Source organism: Centipeda periodontii DSM 2778 (genome assembly GCF_000213975.1).
GTDB classification, from domain to species: Bacteria; Bacillota; Negativicutes; order Selenomonadales; family Selenomonadaceae; genus Centipeda; species Centipeda periodontii.
Window position 1 is genome coordinate 164,481 of record NZ_GL892076.1, and the last position, 21,880, is coordinate 186,360.

Annotated in this window: 26 protein-coding genes; 1 reads left to right on the plus strand and 25 read right to left on the minus strand. The window is 58.4% G+C overall.

The window, feature by feature from the left end:
* Positions 1 to 3: 3 nt before the first annotated feature.
* The 15 genes from HMPREF9081_RS00760 to HMPREF9081_RS13730 form a co-directional block, all read right to left on the minus strand.
* Entirely contained in the window at positions 4 to 426 is a 423-nt protein-coding gene (locus HMPREF9081_RS00760; protein ID WP_006304965.1) for a flagellar protein FlaG, read from the minus strand.
* Positions 427 to 494: 68 nt separating this feature from the next.
* Positions 495 to 716, minus strand: coding sequence for a carbon storage regulator CsrA (csrA, locus tag HMPREF9081_RS00765; protein ID WP_006304966.1), 222 nt, complete (start codon positions 714 to 716; stop codon positions 495 to 497).
* Complete coding sequence (gene fliW, locus HMPREF9081_RS00770; protein ID WP_006304967.1) at positions 716 to 1,162, minus strand: flagellar assembly protein FliW; 447 nt, start codon at positions 1,160 to 1,162, stop codon at positions 716 to 718. Before fliW ends, csrA begins: the two co-directional genes overlap by 1 nt.
* Before the next feature lie 12 nt (positions 1,163 to 1,174).
* Positions 1,175 to 1,759: a DUF6470 family protein gene (locus HMPREF9081_RS00775; protein WP_040394161.1), complete on the minus strand. Its 585-nt coding sequence runs from the start codon at positions 1,757 to 1,759 to the stop codon at positions 1,175 to 1,177.
* 31 nt (positions 1,760 to 1,790) lie between these two features.
* Positions 1,791 to 3,128, minus strand: coding sequence for a flagellin N-terminal helical domain-containing protein (locus tag HMPREF9081_RS00780; protein WP_174262939.1), 1,338 nt, complete (start codon positions 3,126 to 3,128; stop codon positions 1,791 to 1,793).
* Positions 3,129 to 3,139: 11 nt separating this feature from the next.
* Entirely contained in the window at positions 3,140 to 4,870 is a 1,731-nt protein-coding gene (flgK, locus tag HMPREF9081_RS00785) for a flagellar hook-associated protein FlgK (RefSeq protein ID WP_006304970.1), read from the minus strand.
* 34 nt (positions 4,871 to 4,904) lie between these two features.
* Positions 4,905 to 5,396, minus strand: coding sequence for a hypothetical protein (locus tag HMPREF9081_RS00790; RefSeq protein ID WP_006304971.1), 492 nt, complete (start codon positions 5,394 to 5,396; stop codon positions 4,905 to 4,907).
* A gap of 6 nt (positions 5,397 to 5,402) precedes the next feature.
* Positions 5,403 to 5,891 carry a flagellar protein FlgN gene (locus HMPREF9081_RS00795; RefSeq protein WP_006304972.1) on the minus strand — a complete coding sequence of 163 codons (489 nt, stop codon included), beginning with the start codon at positions 5,889 to 5,891 and terminating at the stop codon, positions 5,403 to 5,405.
* Positions 5,892 to 5,904: 13 nt separating this feature from the next.
* Positions 5,905 to 6,174, minus strand: coding sequence for a flagellar biosynthesis anti-sigma factor FlgM (locus HMPREF9081_RS00800; protein WP_006304973.1), 270 nt, complete (start codon positions 6,172 to 6,174; stop codon positions 5,905 to 5,907).
* A 116-nt stretch (positions 6,175 to 6,290) separates the two neighbouring features.
* Entirely contained in the window at positions 6,291 to 6,719 is a 429-nt protein-coding gene (locus HMPREF9081_RS00805; protein WP_006304974.1) for a hypothetical protein, read from the minus strand.
* Between the two features lie 103 nt (positions 6,720 to 6,822).
* Complete coding sequence (locus HMPREF9081_RS00810) at positions 6,823 to 8,943, minus strand: heavy metal translocating P-type ATPase (RefSeq protein ID WP_006304975.1); 2,121 nt, start codon at positions 8,941 to 8,943, stop codon at positions 6,823 to 6,825.
* Positions 8,931 to 9,686, minus strand: a complete 756-nt coding sequence (locus HMPREF9081_RS00815) for an HMA2 domain-containing protein (protein WP_006304976.1) — start codon at positions 9,684 to 9,686, stop codon at positions 8,931 to 8,933. Before HMPREF9081_RS00815 ends, HMPREF9081_RS00810 begins: the two co-directional genes overlap by 13 nt.
* Entirely contained in the window at positions 9,683 to 9,994 is a 312-nt protein-coding gene (locus HMPREF9081_RS00820) for an HMA2 domain-containing protein (protein ID WP_006304977.1), read from the minus strand. The genes HMPREF9081_RS00815 and HMPREF9081_RS00820 overlap by 4 nt, the downstream gene beginning before the upstream one ends.
* Positions 9,995 to 10,065: 71 nt before the next feature.
* Entirely contained in the window at positions 10,066 to 10,266 is a 201-nt protein-coding gene (locus HMPREF9081_RS00825; protein ID WP_006304978.1) for a hypothetical protein, read from the minus strand.
* A gap of 247 nt (positions 10,267 to 10,513) precedes the next feature.
* On the minus strand, positions 10,514 to 10,663 hold the full coding sequence (locus HMPREF9081_RS13730; protein ID WP_006304979.1) for a phosphomethylpyrimidine synthase ThiC: 150 nt from the start codon (positions 10,661 to 10,663) through the stop codon (positions 10,514 to 10,516).
* 129 nt (positions 10,664 to 10,792) lie between these two features.
* On the opposite strand from HMPREF9081_RS13730, the gene HMPREF9081_RS00830 reads away from it, so the two are divergent.
* Positions 10,793 to 11,929, plus strand: coding sequence for a YibE/F family protein (locus HMPREF9081_RS00830; protein ID WP_006304980.1), 1,137 nt, complete (start codon positions 10,793 to 10,795; stop codon positions 11,927 to 11,929).
* Positions 11,930 to 11,948: 19 nt separating this feature from the next.
* Here the strand turns inward: HMPREF9081_RS00830 and rfbG are convergent, their stop codons facing one another.
* The 10 genes from rfbG to HMPREF9081_RS00870 form a co-directional block, all read right to left on the minus strand.
* Positions 11,949 to 13,010, minus strand: a complete 1,062-nt coding sequence (rfbG, locus tag HMPREF9081_RS00835) for a CDP-glucose 4,6-dehydratase (RefSeq protein WP_040394165.1) — start codon at positions 13,008 to 13,010, stop codon at positions 11,949 to 11,951.
* A gap of 104 nt (positions 13,011 to 13,114) precedes the next feature.
* Positions 13,115 to 15,193, minus strand: a complete 2,079-nt coding sequence (locus tag HMPREF9081_RS00840) for a sulfatase-like hydrolase/transferase (protein ID WP_006304982.1) — start codon at positions 15,191 to 15,193, stop codon at positions 13,115 to 13,117.
* A 38-nt stretch (positions 15,194 to 15,231) separates the two neighbouring features.
* Positions 15,232 to 16,083 (minus strand): MurR/RpiR family transcriptional regulator, encoded by an 852-nt coding sequence (locus HMPREF9081_RS00845; RefSeq protein ID WP_006304983.1) that lies wholly within the window; start codon positions 16,081 to 16,083, stop codon positions 15,232 to 15,234.
* Positions 16,084 to 16,128: 45 nt separating this feature from the next.
* Positions 16,129 to 16,269, minus strand: a complete 141-nt coding sequence (locus HMPREF9081_RS14235; RefSeq protein ID WP_071778178.1) for a secretion protein HlyD — start codon at positions 16,267 to 16,269, stop codon at positions 16,129 to 16,131.
* A gap of 95 nt (positions 16,270 to 16,364) precedes the next feature.
* Positions 16,365 to 17,252: a dihydrodipicolinate synthase family protein gene (locus HMPREF9081_RS00850; RefSeq protein WP_006304984.1), complete on the minus strand. Its 888-nt coding sequence runs from the start codon at positions 17,250 to 17,252 to the stop codon at positions 16,365 to 16,367.
* A gap of 16 nt (positions 17,253 to 17,268) precedes the next feature.
* Positions 17,269 to 18,651, minus strand: coding sequence for a dihydroxy-acid dehydratase domain-containing protein (locus HMPREF9081_RS00855; protein WP_006304985.1), 1,383 nt, complete (start codon positions 18,649 to 18,651; stop codon positions 17,269 to 17,271).
* 16 nt (positions 18,652 to 18,667) lie between these two features.
* On the minus strand, positions 18,668 to 19,252 hold the full coding sequence (locus tag HMPREF9081_RS14695) for a dihydroxy-acid dehydratase domain-containing protein (RefSeq protein ID WP_006304986.1): 585 nt from the start codon (positions 19,250 to 19,252) through the stop codon (positions 18,668 to 18,670).
* 77 nt (positions 19,253 to 19,329) lie between these two features.
* Positions 19,330 to 20,427, minus strand: a complete 1,098-nt coding sequence (locus HMPREF9081_RS00860) for a zinc-dependent dehydrogenase (protein ID WP_006304987.1) — start codon at positions 20,425 to 20,427, stop codon at positions 19,330 to 19,332.
* Between the two features lie 13 nt (positions 20,428 to 20,440).
* Positions 20,441 to 21,505 carry a 2-hydroxyacid dehydrogenase gene (locus HMPREF9081_RS00865; protein ID WP_040394166.1) on the minus strand — a complete coding sequence of 355 codons (1,065 nt, stop codon included), beginning with the start codon at positions 21,503 to 21,505 and terminating at the stop codon, positions 20,441 to 20,443.
* A gap of 10 nt (positions 21,506 to 21,515) precedes the next feature.
* A complete protein-coding gene (locus HMPREF9081_RS00870) occupies positions 21,516 to 21,872 on the minus strand; it encodes a PTS glucitol/sorbitol transporter subunit IIA (RefSeq protein WP_040394167.1) in 357 nt (118 codons plus the stop codon).
* Positions 21,873 to 21,880 lie beyond the last annotated feature (8 nt).

A 21,880-nucleotide genomic window follows, 5' to 3' on the forward strand; every position in this document is an offset into this window, starting at 1 on the left:
TCCTTATGCCGTCTTGTCCAAAAATGCACCGATCCAATCGTGCACCTTAATCATATGTTCCACCATTGCCTCGGGCGGGATCTCGCGCAGGACCTCACCGGTCTTCTTGTCAAGCATCCGCACGGACATAAAGTTGACCTCTTTATGGTACTGGAACTGCAGATTGACGTTGATATTGCGCATGATCTCGTTGAGCTGCTCTGTAAGGTATGCGGTCTGCTCCTCCGTGAGCGGTTCATGCTGCGGTTTCTGTTCCGCAGCATCCGCAGCCTTTGCCTTTGCGGCGTCAGCAGCGGTGTTCGCAAGAGGAGCCTGTGCCTCCCGTACAGCTGCTTCGGGCGGATCGGCCTCGGGCACGTCCGCCCCCCTCATTCCGCTGACAGGTACTGCCGTCAGCATAACATCCTGAACATTTTTTACGGTCATAAGGCACCCCTCCGTGTGTCATTGGAAACGCACTCGGCGCTCCCTTCAATTCTTCCTTGACAATTGTTTCAGATCTTGGGCAATGCACTGAGATCAACGTTTGCGGGCGCTGCCGCAGCCTTTTGATTCTCCTCCTGAATTGCCCGATATATCTCACCGCGGTAGATCTTGACGCTGCGCGGCGCATCGATCGCAATGCGCACGTTGTCGCCCTGAACTTCCACGATGTTGACAACAATATTATCGCCAATCATGATCTGCTGTCTGGGTTTCCGTGTGAGCACGAGCATTACCGTTCCTCCTTTTCGGCGGGGAACAGCCGATGCTTTGTCGTATACGCGCTGCGGTCAAGCACAATCTGCTTCGCTTTGCGCGTCTTCGCGTTGATGACGATCGGCGCCATAAGATTGGCTGTCAGATCGCGGATCTCATTGCCCGACAGGGTGAGAATTGCATAGATTAGCACCTCCTCCGGAGATGTCAGACCGAGCTCCGCCTCCACCTCATCATCGATGGTGAACTCATAGTCGGGGAAGAATGTGAGCGGCATCGTCATCAGGAAGGCGAGCCCCGGTGTCTTGACCGACTGCAGAAAGACATACGGGCTGTCCTCCTCATACGGGATGATGATGAACTCCCGTTCCTCCTCGAAGGCGGGGATCCCCGCCTCAAAACAGATGATGGACTCCTCTGCCGCCTCGATCTCACCAAAGCGGCTCGTCATAATCTTCTTCATCAATGACTCCTATTATGCACGTATATCGTATTTGCCTTCACTGACCCACCGGCGGATATCGCCTTTCTGCTGCAAGTAGGTCTCAATGCTGCCGCGCTTATACTCAAGGCGCGGCTTTCCCTCCGTGTGCCAGTGAGGCGTTGTGCGACCGACCGTCGGCTCGCCAACTGCCTGCCCCACATCAAAGTGGATCTCGGGGTCAGGGATGTGCGCCGCAACCAGCGTCCGCTGACGCGTGACGCGGTTCTCCATATCGCGCTTTGCAAACTCGATGCCGACCTGCCGTCCTGCCTTCGGTCCGTCCTCAGCGAGTGCCCATGCCATCTGTGTGTGCTTTGATGTGCCCTTCTGTACCTCGCGCATGCCGCGCTCGAGATTCTCACGGGCAAAGTCCGTGTGATTCGTATAGCCGTAGCTGTGCCGACTCGGATAGCTGTCAATCGTGAGTTTCGGCTGCGTTGCGCCGCGGTTCGAGCGTGCCTGCTGCGTTTCCTGTTCGTAGTGCGGCTGTATCATGCCGGAATCCAGCCGATTCGGCTGAATACGCATCCCGATCATCGGAAGCGTGTGGCGTATATTCAGATAGAGCATAGGCATAAAGGGCATCCTTTCCCATTAGCTTAAGAAATTACCGCAGATAATCCACGAGCGAGAGCGGCAGGATGCGCGCCCCCATCGAAAGCGACATACTCATGATGGTCTGCTGCTGCATCATCTTTGTCGCGAGCTCCGCCACATCCGTACCGGTGGTATTCGTGATATCACGCGTGATATTCTCCTTGTGATTCGTGAGAATATCCGTCATATCCGTGTAGAGGGCGCTGCGCGAGCCCGTCTCCGTATGCGCCTGCAGCGTGACCTGATTGGCGACATCGGCGAGCGTCACGCCGTCCGAGCTGAGCCAGTGTGCGTCGCACGCCTTCGTCTTGGCATAGACGGTCAGCATATTGTTGACCATCGCCGTACCCGAGGGCTCGTTGCCAGAATTTTTATCATCGAAAAGATCACGTCCGAAGATATCCTGCCCCGTCTTGTTGACCGTATCCGCCGACGGCTCCGTCGAGCCGTTCTGCTTGACCATCGAGATGTAGCGCATATCGCCGTTGTAGGTGACAATCTGCTGGCGCACAGAGGAGAATTTCAGCGTCACACCGGACACCGCCGTGTTATTGGACCAGTTTACACCCTGTCCCGGATCGCTGACCAGCTCCCCCGTGTTCTTGAAATTGTTCTTGATAAAGTTCGTACCCGTCGTGATGTTGCCGACGCGATCCGCTGCGGAAACGGTCTTGCGCCCGTTGGCAATGACATCCTTGTAGCCTTCCTGCACGAATTTCTTCGTGTAGATATCACCCGTCAGCGTGTTGAGGTAGTATGTATTGCCGTCGTCGCCGTCGAGCGAGAGCATCTGGTGCAGGAAATCCGCGCTGTTGTTGTTGCTCGCATCGTTGAAAAAGGCTGCCTGACGGTCATCGAGCGTCTTCGTCACGCCACGGTTCTTCAGATCCGCCTCGCTCGACATGACAAAGGGCTGCTTGAGATCCGCCTGTCCCGCGAAGATGTAGCGGTCGCCGAGCTGCGTATTGCCGAGCGAAACGGCCTGCTCAATGTTCGCCTTCATCTCGCGTGCAATCGCGGGCCAGTCGCCGCCTTTCTCGTCCTTATCGTCGTTTGCGCCCTGGATGGTCTTTGCCTTGAACGTCTTCTGTATGTCCTCCATCGCAGAGAGCGAGGTCTGCGTCGCGTTCATCCACGAGATCCCAGCCTTAACGCTGGCCTGATAGCGGTCATTTTCGCCCTCGGAGACATCGTAGCGCAGGAAGCGCGAATAGTCCACGGAGTTGTCCGAGGGGCGGTGCAGTTTGCTGCCGTCGCCCTGCTCCATGAGTTTCGACTTCGTGTAGTCGAGTGCGTTCAGATCCCTCTGATAGCGCCGCACCATGTAGTTGCTGCTAATGTGAACCATTATGTCACCTCTTACCTTCCGACGACGCCCGTGCTGTTGATCAGACGATCGAGCATCTCATCCATTGACGTGAGCACACGTGAGCACGCGCCATAGCCCGTCTGGAACTTGAGCATGTTCGTCAGCTCCTCGTTCCAGTCAACCCCCGAGGTGGACTGCCGCCATTGCTCGATCTGCGTCATGAGATCATCCTGCTGCTTGAGCGTCTTGTCGATGTTTTCGGCATCTGCACCGAGCTTGCTCATCATGCTGTTGTAGTACTGGTTGATCGAGACATCGCTGACCGCACGCTCCGTGCCACGCGGGTTCATCGTGCCCGCCTTGTCAATGTTGAAGAGCTTGCTCAGCTCCACCGCCATCGTTCCATCGCCCGTGCCGTTGACCTCGGAAAACTTATATTTGTAAGTCGAACCAGTGCCACTCAGCGCAGTCGGAACGACCTTTGTCCCGTCCGCCTTCGTGATCTGACGCGCGGCGACGAGATTCTGCCCGCCCGGTTCCGTCAGTTCATCTGCGATCTTGAGTGCGTTGATGATCTGCATCGACTGGAGCCTGTCCGGACTGCCCGTAACGTTCGTCTGCACCGTCATCTCACCCGGGGGGCCTACCGTACGCGTGAGTGTTGCGCCCGCAGCCTCCATATAGCGCTCCCCTGTCAGCGGGTCGATATGCCATGTGTACTGCATCTGGTCGTAGGTCGTGCCTGTCTCAGACTTGAACTTGTTCTTCCCGAAAAAGTTCAGCCACGTCGTCGGTCCATTGGTCGTGTCGTTATCAATGCCCGCGCCGAGCTTGTGCACATCGTTGAACGTCGTGAGAAGCGTCGCGGAGATATCCGCGAGCTGGTCGATGTGTCCCTTATCCTGCACGATCGTATCCTGCAGAGCTTTCAGGATGCCGCTCTGCGGGACGTAGCCGATGCCGCCCGCCTCCTTAATGCGCAGGGTATAGTCCGTGAGCCCGTACTGCTTATTGTTGATCGGCTCGCTCATCTCAAGCGTCAGCGAGCTCTCGCGCTGAACGAGCGACATGCCGTTCGAAACGACGGTATACTGTCCATTTGCTTCTTCATAGACATTGACGTTCGTGATCTCAGAGAGCTTATCCACGAGGAGGTCGCGCTGGTCGCGCAGGTCGTTCGCCTTGCCTCCGTTCGTTTCGGCAAACAGGATGTTCTTGTTCAGACGTGCGATCTCCTTTGTGAGACCATTGACCTTGCCAACCTGAATGCGCATTTCCTCGTACTGTGACTCGATCTGAGACTGCAACTGCCGTGCATTCGTCTTAATGCGGTCGATGAGGTTGTTCCCCTTCGCGATGACCGACGTGCGCGAAGCCGAATCACTTGCATAGTTGGAGAGGTTTACCCACGCGGAGTAGAACTGCTGCATCGCGTTCAGCACACCCGTCTTCTTGGAGTCGTTAAAGATCGTTTCCACCTTGTCGTAGTTCGTCTTGTACGTCTGGTAGAGGTTCTGCGTCGAGTTCTCCGACCAGTACTGCTTGTCCGCGTAGACATTGCGTGCACGGTTCAGCGCCACGACATCCACGCCGCCGCCGACATAGACTCCCCCATAGAGGGATGGGCGCTCCTGATAGTTCGTCGCCGCCGAGTCGACGCGCTGGCGCGAATACCCCTCTGTCGAGGCATTTGTGATGTTGTGTCCCGTGGTGTCGAGCGAGAGCTGATTGTTCTGGATGCCCCGCACCATCGTATTGAGTCCGGCAAAAGTTGACCGCATAGATCCCTCACTCTTTCCTTATATACTCGCTCATTTATACATCTGCATCAAACATTGCAATCTCGCGCCGCACCCCGGGTGCGGGTCCCGCAACGGGCTGCGATCTGCCGTAGGTGTCGTCCGCAGCCGTGCCTGAGATGACGTTCAGCTGATAGTTCACGAAATCCGCACTCCTCTGCAGCAGCTCCGCGCAAATTTGTATGCGTTCTTGCAGTTCCTTCTGCCGTGCAGCAACGGCGCGCAAAACGCGCTCCACAGCGAGCCGTTCACGCAAATTCGGCTCACGGGAGACGATATCAGAGAGGCTTGTCGCCCCTGTCCGGAGCAAAAAGTCCGACTGCCGACGTGCAAGCGTACGCACCTCACTCAGGCTGCGTTCCGCTGCCGCCGTCGGCTCCGCAAGCCCCCCGCCCGAAGCACTCCGACAAAATGCTTCTCTCAGCGCAACAAAGCGAAGCGTCGCCTCTTCGTAGGCGGCGAGCTGCTCTTTCAGGAGCACAAGTGCCTCGCGAATCTCATTTGTCATCGCCGCTCACGCCCTATAGTCCAAGTTTTTCTTCAGATGCCGCACCTGCTCTGTGCCGCTGCTCCCGTATACGGGGTCGACAACGGCACCGCCGATCCTGCCCAGCTGCCGGTTCACTGCGATGAGCGCTCCCTCAATGAGGAGGGAATTCGCCTCACTGAGCTCCTTCGTTTCCTTGACGATGAGGCTCAGCTTCCGACTCGCTGCGAGCACGGAGCGGTGAACGGCATCGGTCGGAGCAAGCAGTGCAAGCTCCTCCATATCGGTCTCGGCGCTGACGCCGGGCGTATCCTTTGCGATCTGCGCGAGCTGCGTCAGGCGTTGTGTCTCAAGTTCCTGCACCGCATTTGCGAGAAACTCCTCCTCGGCGGTCAGCTTCTCCAGCGCCGCCATGTCAAGTGCCACGAGAACGCGGCGCTTTTTCCCCTGCAGATCACGGATCTTCTCGTACTGCCGATGAAGTTCCTTGAGTGTTGCAGCGAACGTATTCCACATGACCTAGCCCCTATCAGTAACGCATTGCGAGCATCTTTGCCGCAATGTCGGCCGGTGCGGGTTCCTGCTCACGTGCCCGAAGCGCCTCCACACGCTCAGAACGCACATCGTCTATGCCCCGCAGTTTTTGCAGAATATCACCAAAGCTCTGTGCCTCGCCGGAAAGTTCGAGTGCATCCGGACGCTGCACAGCTCCTGCCGCATCCAGACGACGCATTCCTGCCGACTGACTGCCCGCATAGAGACGGCTCACCGCCGCAACTGCATGATTGCTGATCAACATATTCTTCACCACCTAATATATCAACTCCAAAAAATTTGGAGCCCTTTCACACTCTTTATCGAAAAAAAAGACGTGTACTTAAGAAGATTTTCCCAAGTACCCGTCTGCACTTTTACTCATTTACCCATCTTATCACCGAGTGTCACATATCCGCGGCGTCCGCTTGCAGCATCAGCAGCGGGCTTTGCAGCCGCGCCGCTCTTCTTCGCAATCGCGGCGGTCAGTTCCTCGCGCATCTCCTTCTGGCACTTCTCGCAGTACTGCCCTCTCTGGATGGGCGAGCCGCATTTATCACACGGATAGTAGAGCTCGACTCCCGTTGCCACAAAGCGACCCTCGCGGATCATCCGCCGAATCAACGGCTCCTGTGCACCGGTTTCCTCAACAATCTGCGCGATCGTGCTCTTGGGGTTGTCGCGCACATACGCGATAATCTCCTTTTCGTACTCCTCTTCCTTCGCGCGGCAATCCATGCAGATACGAGAATTGTTGATCGAAACAAATACCTTCCCGCAACTCGAGCAGTTCTTCATCTTTCCTGCCATTGACAAAACACTCCTCTCAAATAGCGGATCGGTAAATGCATGATCCGAAACTATCTCCTATTTCTCTCGTATTCTACAACAGGTTTGCGGAAAAATCAAGCATTCATCGCTGTGTGCGCCGCGCGAAAAGCCCACCCTCCGGCGTCAGGATGCGGCAGCTGTTCAAGACGACGGCGAGCGTCGCTGTGTTGTGGATCGCCGCCGCTGCGAGAGGGCTGATCGACCCGAGTGCGCCGAGCAGCATCGCCGCCGAGTTGACGAGCAGTGTCGCCTTGAAGTTCTGATGTACGAGGTGCATCGACCGCTGTCCGAGGCGCAGTGCCTCCACAAGCCGCGTCGGATCCTCGGAATGAATGGTTACCGCCGAGGACTCCGCCGCGATGTCCGTCTGGCGTCCGCCAAGTGAAACGCCCACATCGGCAAATGCAAGCGCAGGCGCATCGTTGATGCCGTCACCGACCATCATGACGGTGCCGCGCTGCTTGAGTTGATTGACGTAGCGCGACTTATCCTCGGGCAGGATCTCCGCATGATAGGAGTCCACATCCATCTCGCGCGCCACGTCTGCCGCGACCGCCTTTGCATCGCCCGTGAGCATGACAATTTCATCCACGCCGCAGCGCCGCAGCTGGTTCAGCGTCTTCTTCATCTTCGGGCGGATCGGATCCTCGATGCCGATGATGCCGATGAGCTTCGTATCCCGCGCGACGTAGAGGAGGTTCTTCCCCGTCACCGAGGCAATCAAATTCTCCTCGTCCGTAACGCCGTTCTCCTGCAGGAAGCGACGGCTGCCGACACGCACGATACCGCCCGCAAAGCCCTCGAAATCCGGCACCTCGGCAAGCATGCCGCGCGCTACAATTGTTTTGGAGGATCGGTGCTGCGGTGCCTTCCACGCCTGTTCCTCCACGTATTTCTGAATGGCGACAGCGAGCGGGTGCACGGAGTGCTCTTCTGCCGATGCCGCGAGAAGGATGACTTCCTTCTCCGTCACACCCGCTGCCGTGCGGACGAACGTGATCTCCGGCACGCCGACCGTCAGTGTTCCCGTCTTGTCGAGCACAACCGTATCCGTGCGTGCAAGCGCCTCAATGTAGTTGCCGCCCTTGACGAGGATGCCGCGCTTTGCCGCCGCCGCAATCGACGCCGACATTGCCGTCGCCGTGGAAAGCTTGAGGCCACAGGAGAAGTCAATAAAGAGCAGATTCAGCACACGTCCCCAGTCACGCGTCGCACCGTAGACGATCGCCGCGCCGAGGAAGGACACGGGTACGAGATAGTTCGCCATCTGATCGGCAAAGTTCTGCACGGGCGCGCGGCGCGTCTGCGCCTCCTCGACGAGGTGAACGATGTGCGCGAGCGAGGTATCGCCGCCCACCTTCTCCACCGCGACGACGAGCTCGCCCGCCTCAACCACACTGCCCGCATACACCGGTGCACCCTCATGCTTCATCGCGGGTGCCGATTCGCCCGTGATGGATGCCTGCGTCACCGCCGCATCACCGCGCAGGACACGCCCGTCGATCACAATCTTCTCGCCCGCGTGCACGGCGATCGTATCACCGGGGCGCACTTCCTCCACGGGCACCTTGCGCTCGACCTCGCCGTCCGGCGTCTCTTCGACGAGCCAGACATCGCGCTGTCCGAGCGAGAGGAGTCCCGAGATATGCGTACGCGCCTTCTCCGCCGCATAGCTCGTCAGCATCTCAGAGCCGTTGCTGAGTGCGAGCAGCATGAGGCTCGACTCGGGCTTGCCTGCGAGCACGGAGGCGATGACCGCCGTCGTCGTCAGCGTATCCGCATTCGGCTGCCGATTCTCGATCAAACCGCCGATCCCCGTCTTGATGAAATTACGTGAAATACCAAGCACGAGAAGAGCGCGCAGAATTTTCAGCGAGGCGAAGAGCTCGGGCGCACCGCGCCGAAGCAGTTCCATCGCCGCAAAGCTCGCGAGCGAGATCACGGCATCGCGGCGGAACTCCGCGAGGCGTTCCGTCGGTGTCACCGCCTTTTCTGCCGCATCGCGCACGGCACGCTCTGCTGCCGCGAGGATGCGTGCGGCGGGGATTGTGCCCTCGTGCCAGAGCTCGACGTGTGCATCGCGCACGGATGCCGCCGTCACCGCAGGGAAGCGGCGGATACGCGCCGCAAGCCGCAGAGCATCCTCACGCGGGAGGGCAGTGCTCAGACGAATTCGCGTGTTCACGAGCTTCATACCTTCCATCCCCTCATGAGCGTCAGTGCCCACCAGAGCATCTGCGAACCCGACGGCGTATTGTTCGTGAGCAGGAGCTGGCGAATCCCGCGCAGGACAAAGATCACCGCGACCAGCGAACTGAGATCGAGCGCCCCGCCCGTGTGCCGCTGAATCCAGCCGCTGAAATCACGCACCGAGCGGCGCACGCTCTGCGCAACCGTCGCAGGCGGCGGTGCGGTGCGTCCCTCTGCAAAGATCGCCTCCAACCCCTCCGCGAGCACGAGGATATGCGCCTCGTCCTCCGGCGGGTAAATAATGAGAATGCTGCCGGACACCGCGTTTGCCCGCAGAGCCGTCACAAACGGGAGACGCGGCAGAAGCTCCTCAAGCACCTTTGCGAACTCCGGTGTCAGATACGGCGTCCGATAGCGACGACGCCCCGACGATGCGTGCACCACAGCAAAGGGAGACACCGAGGGATCGCTTGCCCGCTGAGGAACAGCATTCTTATCCGACACGCCCGCATGCAGGAGGGGCGTATTTCCACCCATCCGCCCCATGCTGCCAAAGAGACTCGAAAATGCAGATGCACCGCTCGAAAAATTCCCGAGCGATGCAGCGCCCGACAACAGATTGCCATCCTGCATCGCGCGCCCGTGTCCTCCTCCCATGCCCTGCCCGGCAAAGCCGGACGTACTGCCCGCGCCGAGCATCTGCCGCAGCATATTGGCAACGGATGCGCCGAGCATCAACCCTGAGACGTAGTTCATGATGCCCGCCTCCTCGCGTGCGTGCGCATATAGTCCTCTACGCGGCGCAGCTCCGCATTCCTGCGCAGGCGCTCCGGCTCATACGTAATGAGGATCGAGCCCGTCGCGATATTCGTATCCACGCGCTCAATCTCCGCGAGTGCACCAAGATGTGCCTGCACCTGCGCCTCGAGCGCCGCATTGTTTACGAGCTGCTTGCTGTAGAGGCGCACACGCCCCGGCATATACGACGCAATGTCCGTCGTGCGGACGAAGACATCCATCGCCGACTGTGGAATCGCGTTTTTGATCGTATCGAAAATATTCATGAAAAGCCCTCTTACTTTCAAAAAGGGACTGCGCGCGATTCCGCGCAGCAGTCCCCACCCCTACGGAACTCTTACTGCTCCGACGCGGACTGCGCCGCAATCAGATCCTCCAGTTCCTCCTTCTGGCGCTGAAGCTCCGCCAGCGAGAGATCCGCCTGACCTGCCTCGAGCGCGGCGAGCTGCTGCGTGCGCTCCTGCATGAAGCGATAGCCAAAAATACCTGCCACCGCACCGACCGCAAGGCCAATCCAAAAATCTGTCTTTGAGAACATGACAATTCCTCCTCTGTTCTATCGCCCGAGCGGGCTGTTTACACTCTGGCGCCTTGCCTCGAACTGAGTTCACCGATGGAAAAGAAAAGCCGCCGTATGGCAGCTTTGAAAGATTTCACACGGTGATGACAATTCCTGCGCCGTGAGAACATCGTCGGTCCTCTCCGGAATCATCTGTTGTTCTCAGTATATGTGAGAATAGGCGTAAAGTCAATAGTTTTAAGGTAATCAGGAATAACTATTGACATCATGGATAACGATTAGCAGTGTCCATGTGCGCGGGGATTGCGATCCGCCCCGCCGCCACACCTTCGCGTACGAACTCCGGTGTTACCCGCTCCTCCTCCGCCACAATGCGCATTTCCTCCGTCGTCTCTCCCGCACGTGCGCGCTGCATCTATGTTGCCATAACGATCGCCTCCTAAAATAAAAATCCGATACTTTCTCCACACTTCTTCATCAAAATATCATCATTGTTCTATATGATAATTCCGATCATTTCCACATGCATGAAAGGTGCATTTCCATGAAAATCCATTCGCAGCGCTTTGCACGCTTCCTTGGCATCTGCCTCGCCCTCATCGTCATTCTCTATGCACTCTTCCACCTGCCCGCCGGCGAGGACGGCGACCCGCCCACCTACAAGGCAGAAGTGCTTTCCGTTGCGGAGAGCGAAAACGACATCGCTGCATTTGCGCCGGGCAGCGCACAGTATAGGGTACAGATTCGTATCGACTCAGGCCCCGCAGAGGGAACAGAGGCAACGATCACACACCGGACGCTGAACAATCCCGCCTTTGATATCCACCCGCAGGAGGGCGACAACATCATCGTCCGCACGGAGAACGAGAGCTACGCCATCGTCGACTACGACCGCCTGCCCGCAATGCTCCTCCTGCTGCTCGGCTTCGCCGCGCTCCTCATCCTCTTCGGCGGCGTCACCGGCGCAAAGGCGCTCCTTGTCCTCCTCTTCGCCGTCCTTCTCATCGCAAAGGGACTCATCGGCTTCATCCTTTTCGCACCGTCGCACATCCTCCTCTGGACGATCCTCATCGGCGCCGTCATCACGCTTGCGACACAGCTCATTGTTAACGGGCGCAACGTCAAGTCCGCAGGCGCGATCATCGGCACGATCGGCGGCATACTCATCGCGGGGCTTCTCGCCATCCTTGCCATCCACTTTTCCTATCTCACGGGCGTCGCTGAGGAGCAGGCAGGTATGCTCAAGGTACTCTATCTGAAAGACGTGGACTTTCGCGAGCTGCTCTTTTCGGGCATCGTCCTCGGCGCACTCGGCGCCGTTATGGACGTAGCGGTATCCATCGCCTCTGCGCAGTATGAGATGAAGCAGCTCGCACCCAAGACCAGATTTCGGGAGCTCGTCGCCTCAGGGCTGAACGTCGGACGCGATGTCATGGGCACGATGGCGAATACACTCGTCCTCGCCTACATCGGCGGCGCACTCCCGCTCATCCTCCTCATCTCCGCGCAGCCCGATATCTCCCTGCTGCACGTCATGAACCTCAACATGATCGCAACCGAAGTTGTGCGCTCCCTTGTCGGCAGCATCGGCCTCCTCTGCGCCATCCCCATCACTGCCTACGCCACCGCCTTTCTCATCACGGTCCGCCCACGGCGCAAAAGGAAAAAGGCAGAGGACTAGGGAATCGCTGATAAAATTATCAGTGATTCCTAAAGAATTCTCGCACTTGTTCCTCTGTCACTGCACGCATATCACTGTCTGCCGCCCACGCCTTTGCCCATTCCACCGTTTTCTCCACGGCATCAGCAATATGCCAACGTGGTTTCCATCCGAGTTCACTCTTGATCTTCGAGCAGTCGAGCTTAAGGAAATGAGCCTCATGCGGGCCATTGTCCGCGTGTGTCTGCCAGTGTGCGCCCTCCCCCCAAGTCCGACAAAAGATATTGGCAAGTTCGCCCGTCGTCACACAGTCTGCATCGTCGGGTCCCACGTTCCACGCGCCGACGAGGGAGGCGTCTGCCGCCTGTCGTGCCGCAATCGTAAGATAGACGGAGAGTGGCTCCAAGACATGCTGATAGGGACGCGTCGAGTGGGGGTTGCGGATGTCGATCACCTGCCCGCGCACGGCTGCGCGGATGCAGTCGGGTATAATGCGGTCGGGCGCAAAATCCCCGCCGCCGATCACGTTGCCCGCGCGCGCCGTTGAGAGGCGTACTGCTCCATCGGCAAAAAAACTCTGCCGATAGCTGTAAACCGCAAGCTCGGCACAGCTCTTGCTCGCGGAATAGGGATCGTACCCCATCAACGGCTCATTCTCACGGTAGCCCCATGCCCATTCCTTGTTTTCATAGACCTTGTCCGTCGTCACAACAAGTACCGAGTGTACGGTGTCCGATGCGCGGACACATTCGAGCAGATTGACCGTCCCCATCACGTTCGCCGCGAACGTATCCACGGGGCGACGGTAGCTCTCGCGCACGATCGGCTGTGCCGCAAGGTGGAAGACAATCTCGGGATCTGCTTCATCAAATGTGCGGCGCAGCGCTGCAAGATCACGCACATCCCCACGCACATCCCGCATTTCCTTCAAGATACCAAGATGGCTCAGTGCCTGTGCGCCGCCCTTGGTGGGTGCATCGAGGGAAAATCCCGTGACCTCCGCACCTGCCCTCAGAAGCAGGAGAGAGAGCCACATGCCCTTGAATCCCGTATGTCCCGTGAGGAATACGCGCTTCCCCTCGTAAAAGTTTAAGTCGCCCATTGCCCCTCCATTTCTTCCCAATTCCATAGCTACGTCCAGGTTTACGATTCCTGTGCGTCGTGATTTTTCCATATCTCTTTGCACTTTTCTGCATCCTGCTCGACTCAATCCGTTTGCTCAGGCCAGCGATGTCCCTCGTGATCGATCGTGCCGCGGGTAAATCTCATTGCAATGTCATAGAAGTACTCGAATACGGCATCATCATCGACGTTCTCATGCGCAGGAGTTCTCTTCCATACAGCCATCTTCGCCCCCGCAAGATCAACGGTGCCGTCCATGCCGACGATATCCTCCGAGCTGAGCCGGAATTCATAATCCATCGTGCGGATCCCAAGCTCATAGCGCTTGCTCGGATAGATGGAATTAGAGATGACATAGGCGCGCTCTTTCCCGCCGAGCGCTGCGGGGAGATTGCCGTCCGTATTCTCACCGACCGGGAAGCCGACATTATGCGCCATGATATTGTAGATGTCGACGCCGCTCGTCAGCTCCTGCACAATGCCGCGTGCAGGAATATCCCCGCCGCGCATCATGAGCGTCGCCCCCGCCTGTTTCTCACTCGTGAGATACGGCTCCGCCTCATAGACGGGAACGCCGTGATCCGAATACAGATGCACAATGTATTCATCGTCGCTGAAATGATGTTCCAAATAGTCAAAGAGTACGCCGAGCACACGATCCGCATGGCGGATGTTGTGTCGATTCGCAGCGATATAGATGGGACGGCTCGGCAGATTCACGCTGGTCTCCCGATCGTCGCTCCCCTCCATGCGCTGCGCGAGCGGCAAATGTGTCTGAATGGAGCTCGGAGGTGCCTGCGCGCCCGCAGAGTACACATGCGAATCGGCAAAATGTATCCACAGGAACTGATCGCATTCATCAAATGCCTCGATGTGACGGATCGTCCGTTCCACTGCCTCATATCCCGGCAGATAGGTTGCGTCCACAATGATGTGGTCAAACCCGCGCGTCACACCGTTGTATATGCCATCCCCTGACCCCATGACATTCACGCAGAGATAGCCGAGTTCCTTCATGCGCTGAGAGATGGTCACATAGGACGGATCGATCTCCTGTCCGAACACCTCGTTGAACACCTGATTGTGATGCAGATACATCCCCGTCTCAATCGACGCGAGCGAGGGATAGGTATACTCCGCCGCAGAGAAGTGATTGTTGAAAATAATGCCCTTGGAAAAGAAGCGCATGATGTTCGGCACATCTGCGTATTGGAATTCTTTGATCGCACCCCAGCTCAGCGCGTCCACAAGGATGTTCAGCACCAGCTTTTTGCGTTTCGGACTGTGTCCGAGGCGGATGGGGCGTGCTGCCGCAAAGGGCTGCTCGGAGCAAATCCGAACGGGCTCTTCCACGCGATAAAACAGATAGCGATACTGCCCGCCACGGTCAAAGAAGCTCTGCTCCCCCACGGAAAAAACGATCTTCTGCGACGGCTCTGTTCCGGCTACAGGCAGCAGGTATGTCTCTCCGGGCGCACACGGAACCTCCAGTTCGGTCTGCACGGTCGAGCGCCAAATATCAAAGGTAAAATCCGCGCCATAGTGTTTGGCAAAGGCGGAGTCCGCACGGCTACGTGCGAGCAGCCATCCGTGCGAGTTCAGTTCCCCGCGCTCGAGGTAGGCTCCCACCCAATACGGATACGGTTCCGGCAGGACATGCGGGATCCATTCGCCCGCATATACGCCGGACTTCCATTCGATGCTGCCCTGCGCAAAGTTGGCCCGCGAAATATATGGTGCATAACTCCCCAATCGAGCGGCACATGTGAACAGATCAAGATACCGCTGCTCCTCTCCCTCCGGTATGGACATCCGCAGCGGGCGGCGGCAGTGCACACGCAGATAGGCACGGTAAAGAGCAGCTTCGTAGAACATCCCAAGCCGCTCATAACACTCCGCCAAGAGTTCCCACACGACAGGACTCACCCTGCGCTTGCGCTCGCCGTCGCGTGCAATCGCAAGCGCCAGCTGTGTATTGCCGTGCGCCAGTGCATATTTTGCATAGAACACTTCGAATTTTTCTGACGCCGGATATAGTTTTTGATATTCGATCAAAAGGAGCAGATATTCGTCGTCCCACTCCTCATTGGCGACCTTTGCCAACAGTTCGTCAAACAGACGCCGCCCCGTTGAATTTCCCTTATGCCATTGATAGATTTTCATTTATCTGCTCTTTTCCAACCTGCTCTTCTGTCATTCCATCATAACCGCTTCTTCGCGATCACCTCGCGCATCTTCTTGAGGTTGCTGCGGTACTCTTTCGGCTCCCTCATCGCAATGACCGTATAGAGGGCATCGGTGATCGCCATGTGGATGAGGCGCGAGGAGACGGCCTCGGAGCTGTAGTGCACCTCGCGTCCCATGCCGTGCAGCACAACATCGCCAAGTTTCGCCAGAGGCGCATGAGCATGGCTCGTGATGACGACGACGGAGGCGCCCGCCGCCCGCGCCGTACGCACGGAGTCGAGGAGCTCGAGGGTCGCACCCGTATGCGAAACGGCGATTACGGCATCCTTCGCCGTGAGGAGCGACGCCGAGGTCGCCTGCTGGTGCGCGTCGCTATACGCCTGTACGACCATGCCAAAACGCAGGAAGCGTGTCTCGATGTCGCGGCAGACGGTCGCCGAGTTGCCGAAGCCGTAGACGGCGATGCGCCGCGCGCTGCGGATGATGTCAACAGCGCGGTCAATCGCTGCATAGTCGAGCAGCTTCAGCGTGTCCGTGAGTCCGTCCGTGATGTTGCGAAAGACCTTCTGCACGACCATCTCGCTCGTGTCAGCGGCGTCGATGTCCTGATAGACTGTTTCCTCCTGCGTATAAAGCTCTGCCGCGAGCGCGATCTTGAAGCTCTGCAGCCCGCTGAATCCAAGCTTCTTACAAAAGCGCGAGATCGTGATCTCAGAGCTGCCGACCGCAGCCGCAAGATCCGAGATTGTCTGCTCCATCACCTCACTCACATGCGCGGACACATAGTCCGCGATGCGCTTTTCCGTCCGTGTCATATGCGCATAACTGCCGCGCATCACGGGCAGCGGCAAACTCTCCGCCATCATTCCACTCCCCTTCGATGTTACTTTCTTATCATTATAACAAAAAGATTAGCATAAAGGAAGCACTGATAACTTCAGCACCGCCATCTTAGCGCATCTTTTTTGCCCGCTTTTCGTTAGCAAATCCTCCACATAGCTTTGGCTATGCGTCCGGTTTGCTGCCTCAATCGGACGAAAAATCTGCGCCAATCTGAGGGTCTATTTTATCAGCGATTCCTAAAAAAACACCTCCTGCAAAAAACCTTGCAGGAGGTGTTGTCATAATTTCGCCGTTCACTCTTCACTTAATCAAGATCGGCGAGAATCGCGCAAATCTCCCGATCCTCGGCCTCCGTGAGTGTCGTCCCCGGTGCGCGTGTGTCGGTGGAGATGGGCAGCCCCATCGCGCGCACCGCCGCCTTCATCCCCGTGATAAAGAGCGGTGTCACGGCGTAGATGCGCATGAGCCCCGCGATCTTCTCGGCACAGCAAACTGCCGCAGCAAAATCACCGCGCTCATAGGACGTGTGCATCTTGACGAAAAGCTCGGGCACAACATTCGTAAGTCCGCAGAGGACACCGTCACCGCCGGAGATGCGGTTCACAACATAGTATTCATCAAAGCCCGAGAGAACGGCGAAATCTTGGCGTACGGGCTTGACCGCCTGACAGATGCGCCGCGTGTGGCTGATGTTGTCCACCGTGTCCTTGATGCCCGTGATCGTGGGACAACGCAGTGCGATCTCGCGCACGATCTCAGGAGAAAGGTCGCTGCCCGTACGATCGGGGAAGTTATAGAGCATGATCGGCAGCGTGGTTCTCTTTGCAATGCGCTCAAAATAATCAATCGCCGCCGCAGCAGGCGGTCCGAAGTAGTAGGGTGAAACGATGTTGAGTGCATCTGCCCCCGCCTCCGCAGCATGGGCAGCAAGACGGATGACCTGCTCCTCCTCCGTGTGACCGACACCGATCACAACCTGCGTGCGTCCCGCAACGGTCTTGACGGCGAAGTCGATCAGTGCGCGCTTCTCCGCATCGCTGAACGCGTAGAACTCGCCGAGACTGCCGAGGAAGAGCAGTCCGTTCAGTCCCGCCTCGACGAGATGATTGATGTGCCGCTCCATGTTTTCATAGTCGATTGTGCCGTCATCCTTCAATATCGTAATGACGGGTGAGTTGACTCCCTTGAACATAGTATCCTCCGCTTCCCTATCTTCCTGATCTCTCCTGTAGCGCTTTCTTTCCGGCCTCAAGCACGGCGAGAATGCGCTCCACATCGTAGACGCAACCGCGCCATGTACCGCCACTGACCTCCTGCAGCGCCGCCCAGAGGCGCGTATCGTCAGGGAGTTCCGCATCGGGACCGACGCCGTCCTGCATCGTGCGTTCCGCAAGTACACGCGCCCCCTCTTCGCAGCTCAGAGGCCTCTCCTCCGTGCCAATAAAGTTGAGACTGCCCTCCAGCTTCTCGGTATCAACAATGATCTCGACAACATCGCCGTCGCGCAGCTTACCGATGGGGCCGCCCGCAAGAGCCTCGGGTCCCACATGTCCGAAACAGGCACCCGTCGACACACCAGAGAAGCGCGCATCCGTGATGAGGGAGACATGCTTGCCGAACGGCAGGTGCTTGAGTGCGGAGGTGAGCTGATACGTCTCCTCCATGCCCGTCCCCTTCGGCCCGCCGCCCATGACGATCATGATGTCCCCCGCGACGATGCGCCCGTGTTCCTTGAGCGCAGCAATCGCCGCTTTTTCTGATGTAAATGTCTTGACCTTGCCCGTGTGACGAAACACCTTGTCCGCGCCGATCACAGAGGGATCGATCGCCGTGGATTTTACGACGGAGCCCTCGGGCGCAATGTTGCCCGTAGGGAAGGTGACGGTTGAGCCGATGCCGCGCCGCTTTGCTTCATCCGGGCTGAAAATCACCTCATCGGGCGAAAGGCCGTCCACCTCTTCGAGACGCTTGCGTAAGATGCTGCGTCGCTCGGACTGCTCCCACCAGTCAAGGTTTTCTCCAAGTGTCGCACCTGTGACGGTGCGCACATCCTCATGCAGAAGTCCCAATTTCCTGAGATGCAGCATAACCTCGGGTACGCCGCCCGCCATGAAAGCGAATACCGTCGGATAGTTGACGGGGCCGATCGGCAAAACGCTCACGAGGCGCGGCACCTCCCTGTTGATGCGCGACCAGTCGGCAACGTCGGGCATGTGGCAACCCGCCGCATGTGCAACGGCGGGGAGATGGAGCAGTAGGTTCGTGGAGCCGCCGAATGCGGCATGAATGACCATTGCGTTCTCGATCGCGTGATCGGTCAGGATATCGCACGCCACGATATTTCGCGCGGCGAGTTCCATCACCGCACGCGCCGATGCACGCCCGAGTTCCCGCCAGATCTCCTCTCCCGACGGTGCAAGCGCCGCGTGTGTGAGCGTCAGTCCGAGTCCCTCGGCGACGACCTGTGACGTACCCGCCGTACCGAGGAACTGACAGCCGCCGCCCGGGGACGCGCAGGAGCTGCAGCCCGTCCGCGCAGCATAGTCGAGCGTGATCTCGTCGTTCGCATAGCGCACCCCGAGTGTCTGCACCGTGCCGAGATCCTCACTATCCGTCGGCGAGAGTGTCGCGCCGCCGGATAGTGAGGATGACGGGACGGTCGTGCATACCCGCGAGCGCCATCATCATCGCGGGCAGCCCCTTGTCACACGCGGCGACGCCGATGATCGCACGCCGTGTCGGCAGCGAGCGCATGAGTCGGCGCATGACGATCGCAGCATCATTCCGGTATGGCAGCGAGTCAAACATGCCCGTCGTCCCCTGACTGCGTCCGTCGCAGGGATCAGTGACAAAGGCGGCGTGTGGGACATAGCCCTCCGCCTTTAGTTCATCGGCAGCAGAACGCATGAGATCGCCAAGCTCGAAATGTCCATTGTGCAGGCCTACCGCCGCCGTTGTCCCGTCATCGCGGCGGATGCCGCCCTGTGTGCCGATGATGAGTACATCGCCGCCCGCCAGATCGTCGGGATTCCACCCCATACCCGCGTTGATTGTCATGCCGAAAATATTGCCGCTCGGCGATTTCCGCAGCATTTCATCCGTCAGCGGCAGGCGCCCCTTCGGTCCCGCCTTGCGCGTGCGCACCTCGTACAGCCCTGCCGGCTCCCGTGCGTAAAGTTCCTCCATCGACATCGCAGCTCCACCTTTCACTCAATACACAGACAAAACGGGACCACTGCACAAGCAGCGTGCAGCAGTCCCGATGAAAATCAGCCTTTTGAAATCACAAGATCCGGATGACGCGCAATGTCCTCCGCAATCTCCTCCATGTGGGGAACAACCGCGACGCGCATCCCTGCCCGGTGCTCTACAAGCTCGAACCCGTGCACGATGTCATCCAATGCGACGGCATGTGTGAGGATGCGGTCGGCATTGATCTTGCCGCTGCGGATCAGTTCCACGGCGAGCGCGTTGTGACGCGGCGCGGATGAGAATGTGCCGTACAGCGTGATCTGCCGATAGTGAACAAAGTTCACGTCGAACGAGAGCTCGGGCGTATCCTTCGGCAGCCCTGCAAAGAGGCAGACCTTGCCCATCTTGCCCGTCATGGCGATGCCCGCACGCTGCGCCGCAGCGCTGCCCGCCGTGACGATGACGACGTTCGCGCCGAGACCGTCCGTCGCATCGAGTACCGCCTGCACGCCACCGTCCTCACCCGTTTCGATGTAGGCGTCATAGTTCAGATCGTGTGCTGCGTCCAGACGGTTGCGGCTGCGGTTCAGCAGGAAGATCTTCCCCGCGCCGCGCGCACGCGCGAGCTCGGCGTGCATGATGCCGATCGGACCCGCACCGATGACGGCGACGGTATCACCGAGTTGGATGTCCATCGCCTCCTGCCCGTTGATGACACAGGCAAGGGGTTCTGAGAGCGAGGCGGCGAGATAGTCAACCTCGTTGGGGATGAAGTTGACATTGCCCGCACGGACAGCGCTTGCAGGAATGCGCACGTACTCGGCAAAGCCGCCGTCGTAGCCGTGTGCGATGGTTTCACGCGTATAGCAGAGATGCTGGCGTCCCGAGAGACAGTAAGAGCATGCACCGCAGCCGATGCCCGGCGCAACGATAACGCGGTCGCCTACGTGGTAACGATCAACGCCCGCACCGACCTCCTCGATCACGCCCGCAATCTCATGTCCGAGGATGATCGGCGGATGAATCGCCTTGTGCCCATGGCGGAATGTCCTGAGATCGCCGCCGCAGATGGCGCACGCCTTGACCTTGATGAGGAGTTCCCCCGCACCGATCACCGGCTTTGCGACCTCCTCCACGCGCACGTCTGCCGTGCCGTGGTACACTGCTGCTTTCATAGCTGCCTCCTCCCTATTTGAGTCCCGAAAAGTCGGTCGAAACGGCATCCGCATTGACGACCCAGCGCGGCGCACTCCCGCTGATCGTGCTCTTGATCTCCTCGAGCAGGAGGTAGGGCGTACGGTTGAATGCGTCGCGTGTCGATCCCGCGAGATGGGGCGTGATCGTGACGTTCTCAAGCGTCATAAACGGATGATCCGCCGGCGGCGGCTCCGTCCAGAACACGTCAATTGCCGCGCCGCCGATCTTCTTGTCATGCAGCGCTTTGATGAGTGCCTGCTCATCGATGAGTCCTGCGCGCGCTGTATTGATGACATATGCCGTCGGCTTCATGCGCGCAAACTCCTTTTCACCGAGGAGTCCCTGCGTCGCCTCGGAGAGACGCGCATGCATACTGATAAAGTCCGCCTCCGCACACAGTTCCTCGAGGGGAACGAGGCGTGCGCCCGACGCCTCGACGTCTGCCGCGTTCGCATATGGATCGTAGACGAGGATCTCTACGTCGAAGCCTTTGAGTTTCTTTGCCACGAGATGCCCGATGTAGCCGAAGCCGACGAGACCGATCTTCTTTTCGAGCATGTCGCCGACAAAGGCGGCGTTCGAATACTGCTTCTTCCAATGTCCCTGCTTCAGCTCTGCGTGTGCACGTCCGATGTTGCGCATCTCGGCGAGCATGAGTCCGATCGTGTAGTCCGAAACCGCGTGCGCGTTGCGCCCCATCGTGTGAAACACGGCGATGCCCTGCTTCGATGCCGCCGCGACATCCACATTCTCGACACCCGCGCGGCACGCGCCGATGATGCGGCATTTCTTTGCCGCTGTTACAATCTCTGCATTGATCGGCGTGTGATGTGTGATGATGATATCGACATCGCCGACATGATCGAAGATCTCCACAGGCGGCTTTCCTGCCGACGGTCCTTTCTTCTCGACCTCGCTGCGCAGGAACCAGAACTCCTCATCGCTTGCGGGCTTCCAGTCCACGCGCGCGACTTCGACATCGCCCAATATCTTCTTGACGGCGGCCTCCAGGCGCTCGGATGAGAGCAGAGGATCGCCGATTACCAATACCTTCATGTGCCCCTCCTTATTCAAAGCGAATGACATCGCCGACCATGAAGCGCGGCACGCCGTCGCCCTTGACCATGATCTGCCCCGGCAGTTCCACTGCGTCCTTGCCCGTAAACACAATCGTGCAGTGTCCGTTTGCGCGCAGCGTCTTCATCGCCTCATCGCCGACCGCCGTCACCGTATAACTGCGATCTGCGAGGGTCAGCCGATCTCCCGGCACGATATCTGCCGAAAGCTCCCCCTTTGTGTGCGCCACGACCATGTTCTCGTACTCGTACGGTACATCCTTGTTAAAGAGGATGACAGACTCGCGTGTCTGCATAAAGGGCAGTACAAAATCCCCGATTGCCGTGACCGTTGCTTCATATTTCATCATAGCTC

What these genes read in the sequence shown, in the direction of transcription:
- HMPREF9081_RS00760 (WP_006304965.1), bottom strand. Translation starts at nt 426, where the DNA reads ATGACCGTAAAAAATGTTCAGGATGTTATGCTGACGGCAGTACCTGTC.
- csrA (WP_006304966.1), bottom strand. Translation starts at nt 716, where the DNA reads ATGCTCGTGCTCACACGGAAACCCAGACAGCAGATCATGATTGGCGAT.
- fliW (WP_006304967.1), bottom strand. Translation starts at nt 1,162, where the DNA reads ATGAAGAAGATTATGACGAGCCGCTTTGGTGAGATCGAGGCGGCAGAG.
- HMPREF9081_RS00775 (WP_040394161.1), bottom strand. Translation starts at nt 1,759, where the DNA reads ATGCCTATGCTCTATCTGAATATACGCCACACGCTTCCGATGATCGGG.
- HMPREF9081_RS00780 (WP_174262939.1), bottom strand. Translation starts at nt 3,128, where the DNA reads ATGGTTCACATTAGCAGCAACTACATGGTGCGGCGCTATCAGAGGGAT.
- flgK (WP_006304970.1), bottom strand. Translation starts at nt 4,870, where the DNA reads ATGCGGTCAACTTTTGCCGGACTCAATACGATGGTGCGGGGCATCCAG.
- HMPREF9081_RS00790 (WP_006304971.1), bottom strand. Translation starts at nt 5,396, where the DNA reads ATGACAAATGAGATTCGCGAGGCACTTGTGCTCCTGAAAGAGCAGCTC.
- HMPREF9081_RS00795 (WP_006304972.1), bottom strand. Translation starts at nt 5,891, where the DNA reads ATGTGGAATACGTTCGCTGCAACACTCAAGGAACTTCATCGGCAGTAC.
- HMPREF9081_RS00800 (WP_006304973.1), bottom strand. Translation starts at nt 6,174, where the DNA reads ATGTTGATCAGCAATCATGCAGTTGCGGCGGTGAGCCGTCTCTATGCG.
- HMPREF9081_RS00805 (WP_006304974.1), bottom strand. Translation starts at nt 6,719, where the DNA reads ATGGCAGGAAAGATGAAGAACTGCTCGAGTTGCGGGAAGGTATTTGTT.
- HMPREF9081_RS00810 (WP_006304975.1), bottom strand. Translation starts at nt 8,943, where the DNA reads ATGGAAGGTATGAAGCTCGTGAACACGCGAATTCGTCTGAGCACTGCC.
- HMPREF9081_RS00815 (WP_006304976.1), bottom strand. Translation starts at nt 9,686, where the DNA reads ATGAACTACGTCTCAGGGTTGATGCTCGGCGCATCCGTTGCCAATATG.
- HMPREF9081_RS00820 (WP_006304977.1), bottom strand. Translation starts at nt 9,994, where the DNA reads ATGAATATTTTCGATACGATCAAAAACGCGATTCCACAGTCGGCGATG.
- HMPREF9081_RS00825 (WP_006304978.1), bottom strand. Translation starts at nt 10,266, where the DNA reads ATGTTCTCAAAGACAGATTTTTGGATTGGCCTTGCGGTCGGTGCGGTG.
- HMPREF9081_RS13730 (WP_006304979.1), bottom strand. Translation starts at nt 10,663, where the DNA reads ATGCAGCGCGCACGTGCGGGAGAGACGACGGAGGAAATGCGCATTGTG.
- HMPREF9081_RS00830 (WP_006304980.1), top strand. Translation starts at nt 10,793, where the DNA reads ATGAAAATCCATTCGCAGCGCTTTGCACGCTTCCTTGGCATCTGCCTC.
- rfbG (WP_040394165.1), bottom strand. Translation starts at nt 13,010, where the DNA reads ATGGGCGACTTAAACTTTTACGAGGGGAAGCGCGTATTCCTCACGGGA.
- HMPREF9081_RS00840 (WP_006304982.1), bottom strand. Translation starts at nt 15,193, where the DNA reads ATGAAAATCTATCAATGGCATAAGGGAAATTCAACGGGGCGGCGTCTG.
- HMPREF9081_RS00845 (WP_006304983.1), bottom strand. Translation starts at nt 16,083, where the DNA reads ATGATGGCGGAGAGTTTGCCGCTGCCCGTGATGCGCGGCAGTTATGCG.
- HMPREF9081_RS00850 (WP_006304984.1), bottom strand. Translation starts at nt 17,252, where the DNA reads ATGTTCAAGGGAGTCAACTCACCCGTCATTACGATATTGAAGGATGAC.
- HMPREF9081_RS14695 (WP_006304986.1), bottom strand. Translation starts at nt 19,252, where the DNA reads ATGTCGATGGAGGAACTTTACGCACGGGAGCCGGCAGGGCTGTACGAG.
- HMPREF9081_RS00860 (WP_006304987.1), bottom strand. Translation starts at nt 20,427, where the DNA reads ATGAAAGCAGCAGTGTACCACGGCACGGCAGACGTGCGCGTGGAGGAG.
- HMPREF9081_RS00865 (WP_040394166.1), bottom strand. Translation starts at nt 21,505, where the DNA reads ATGAAGGTATTGGTAATCGGCGATCCTCTGCTCTCATCCGAGCGCCTG.
- HMPREF9081_RS00870 (WP_040394167.1), bottom strand. Translation starts at nt 21,872, where the DNA reads ATGAAATATGAAGCAACGGTCACGGCAATCGGGGATTTTGTACTGCCC.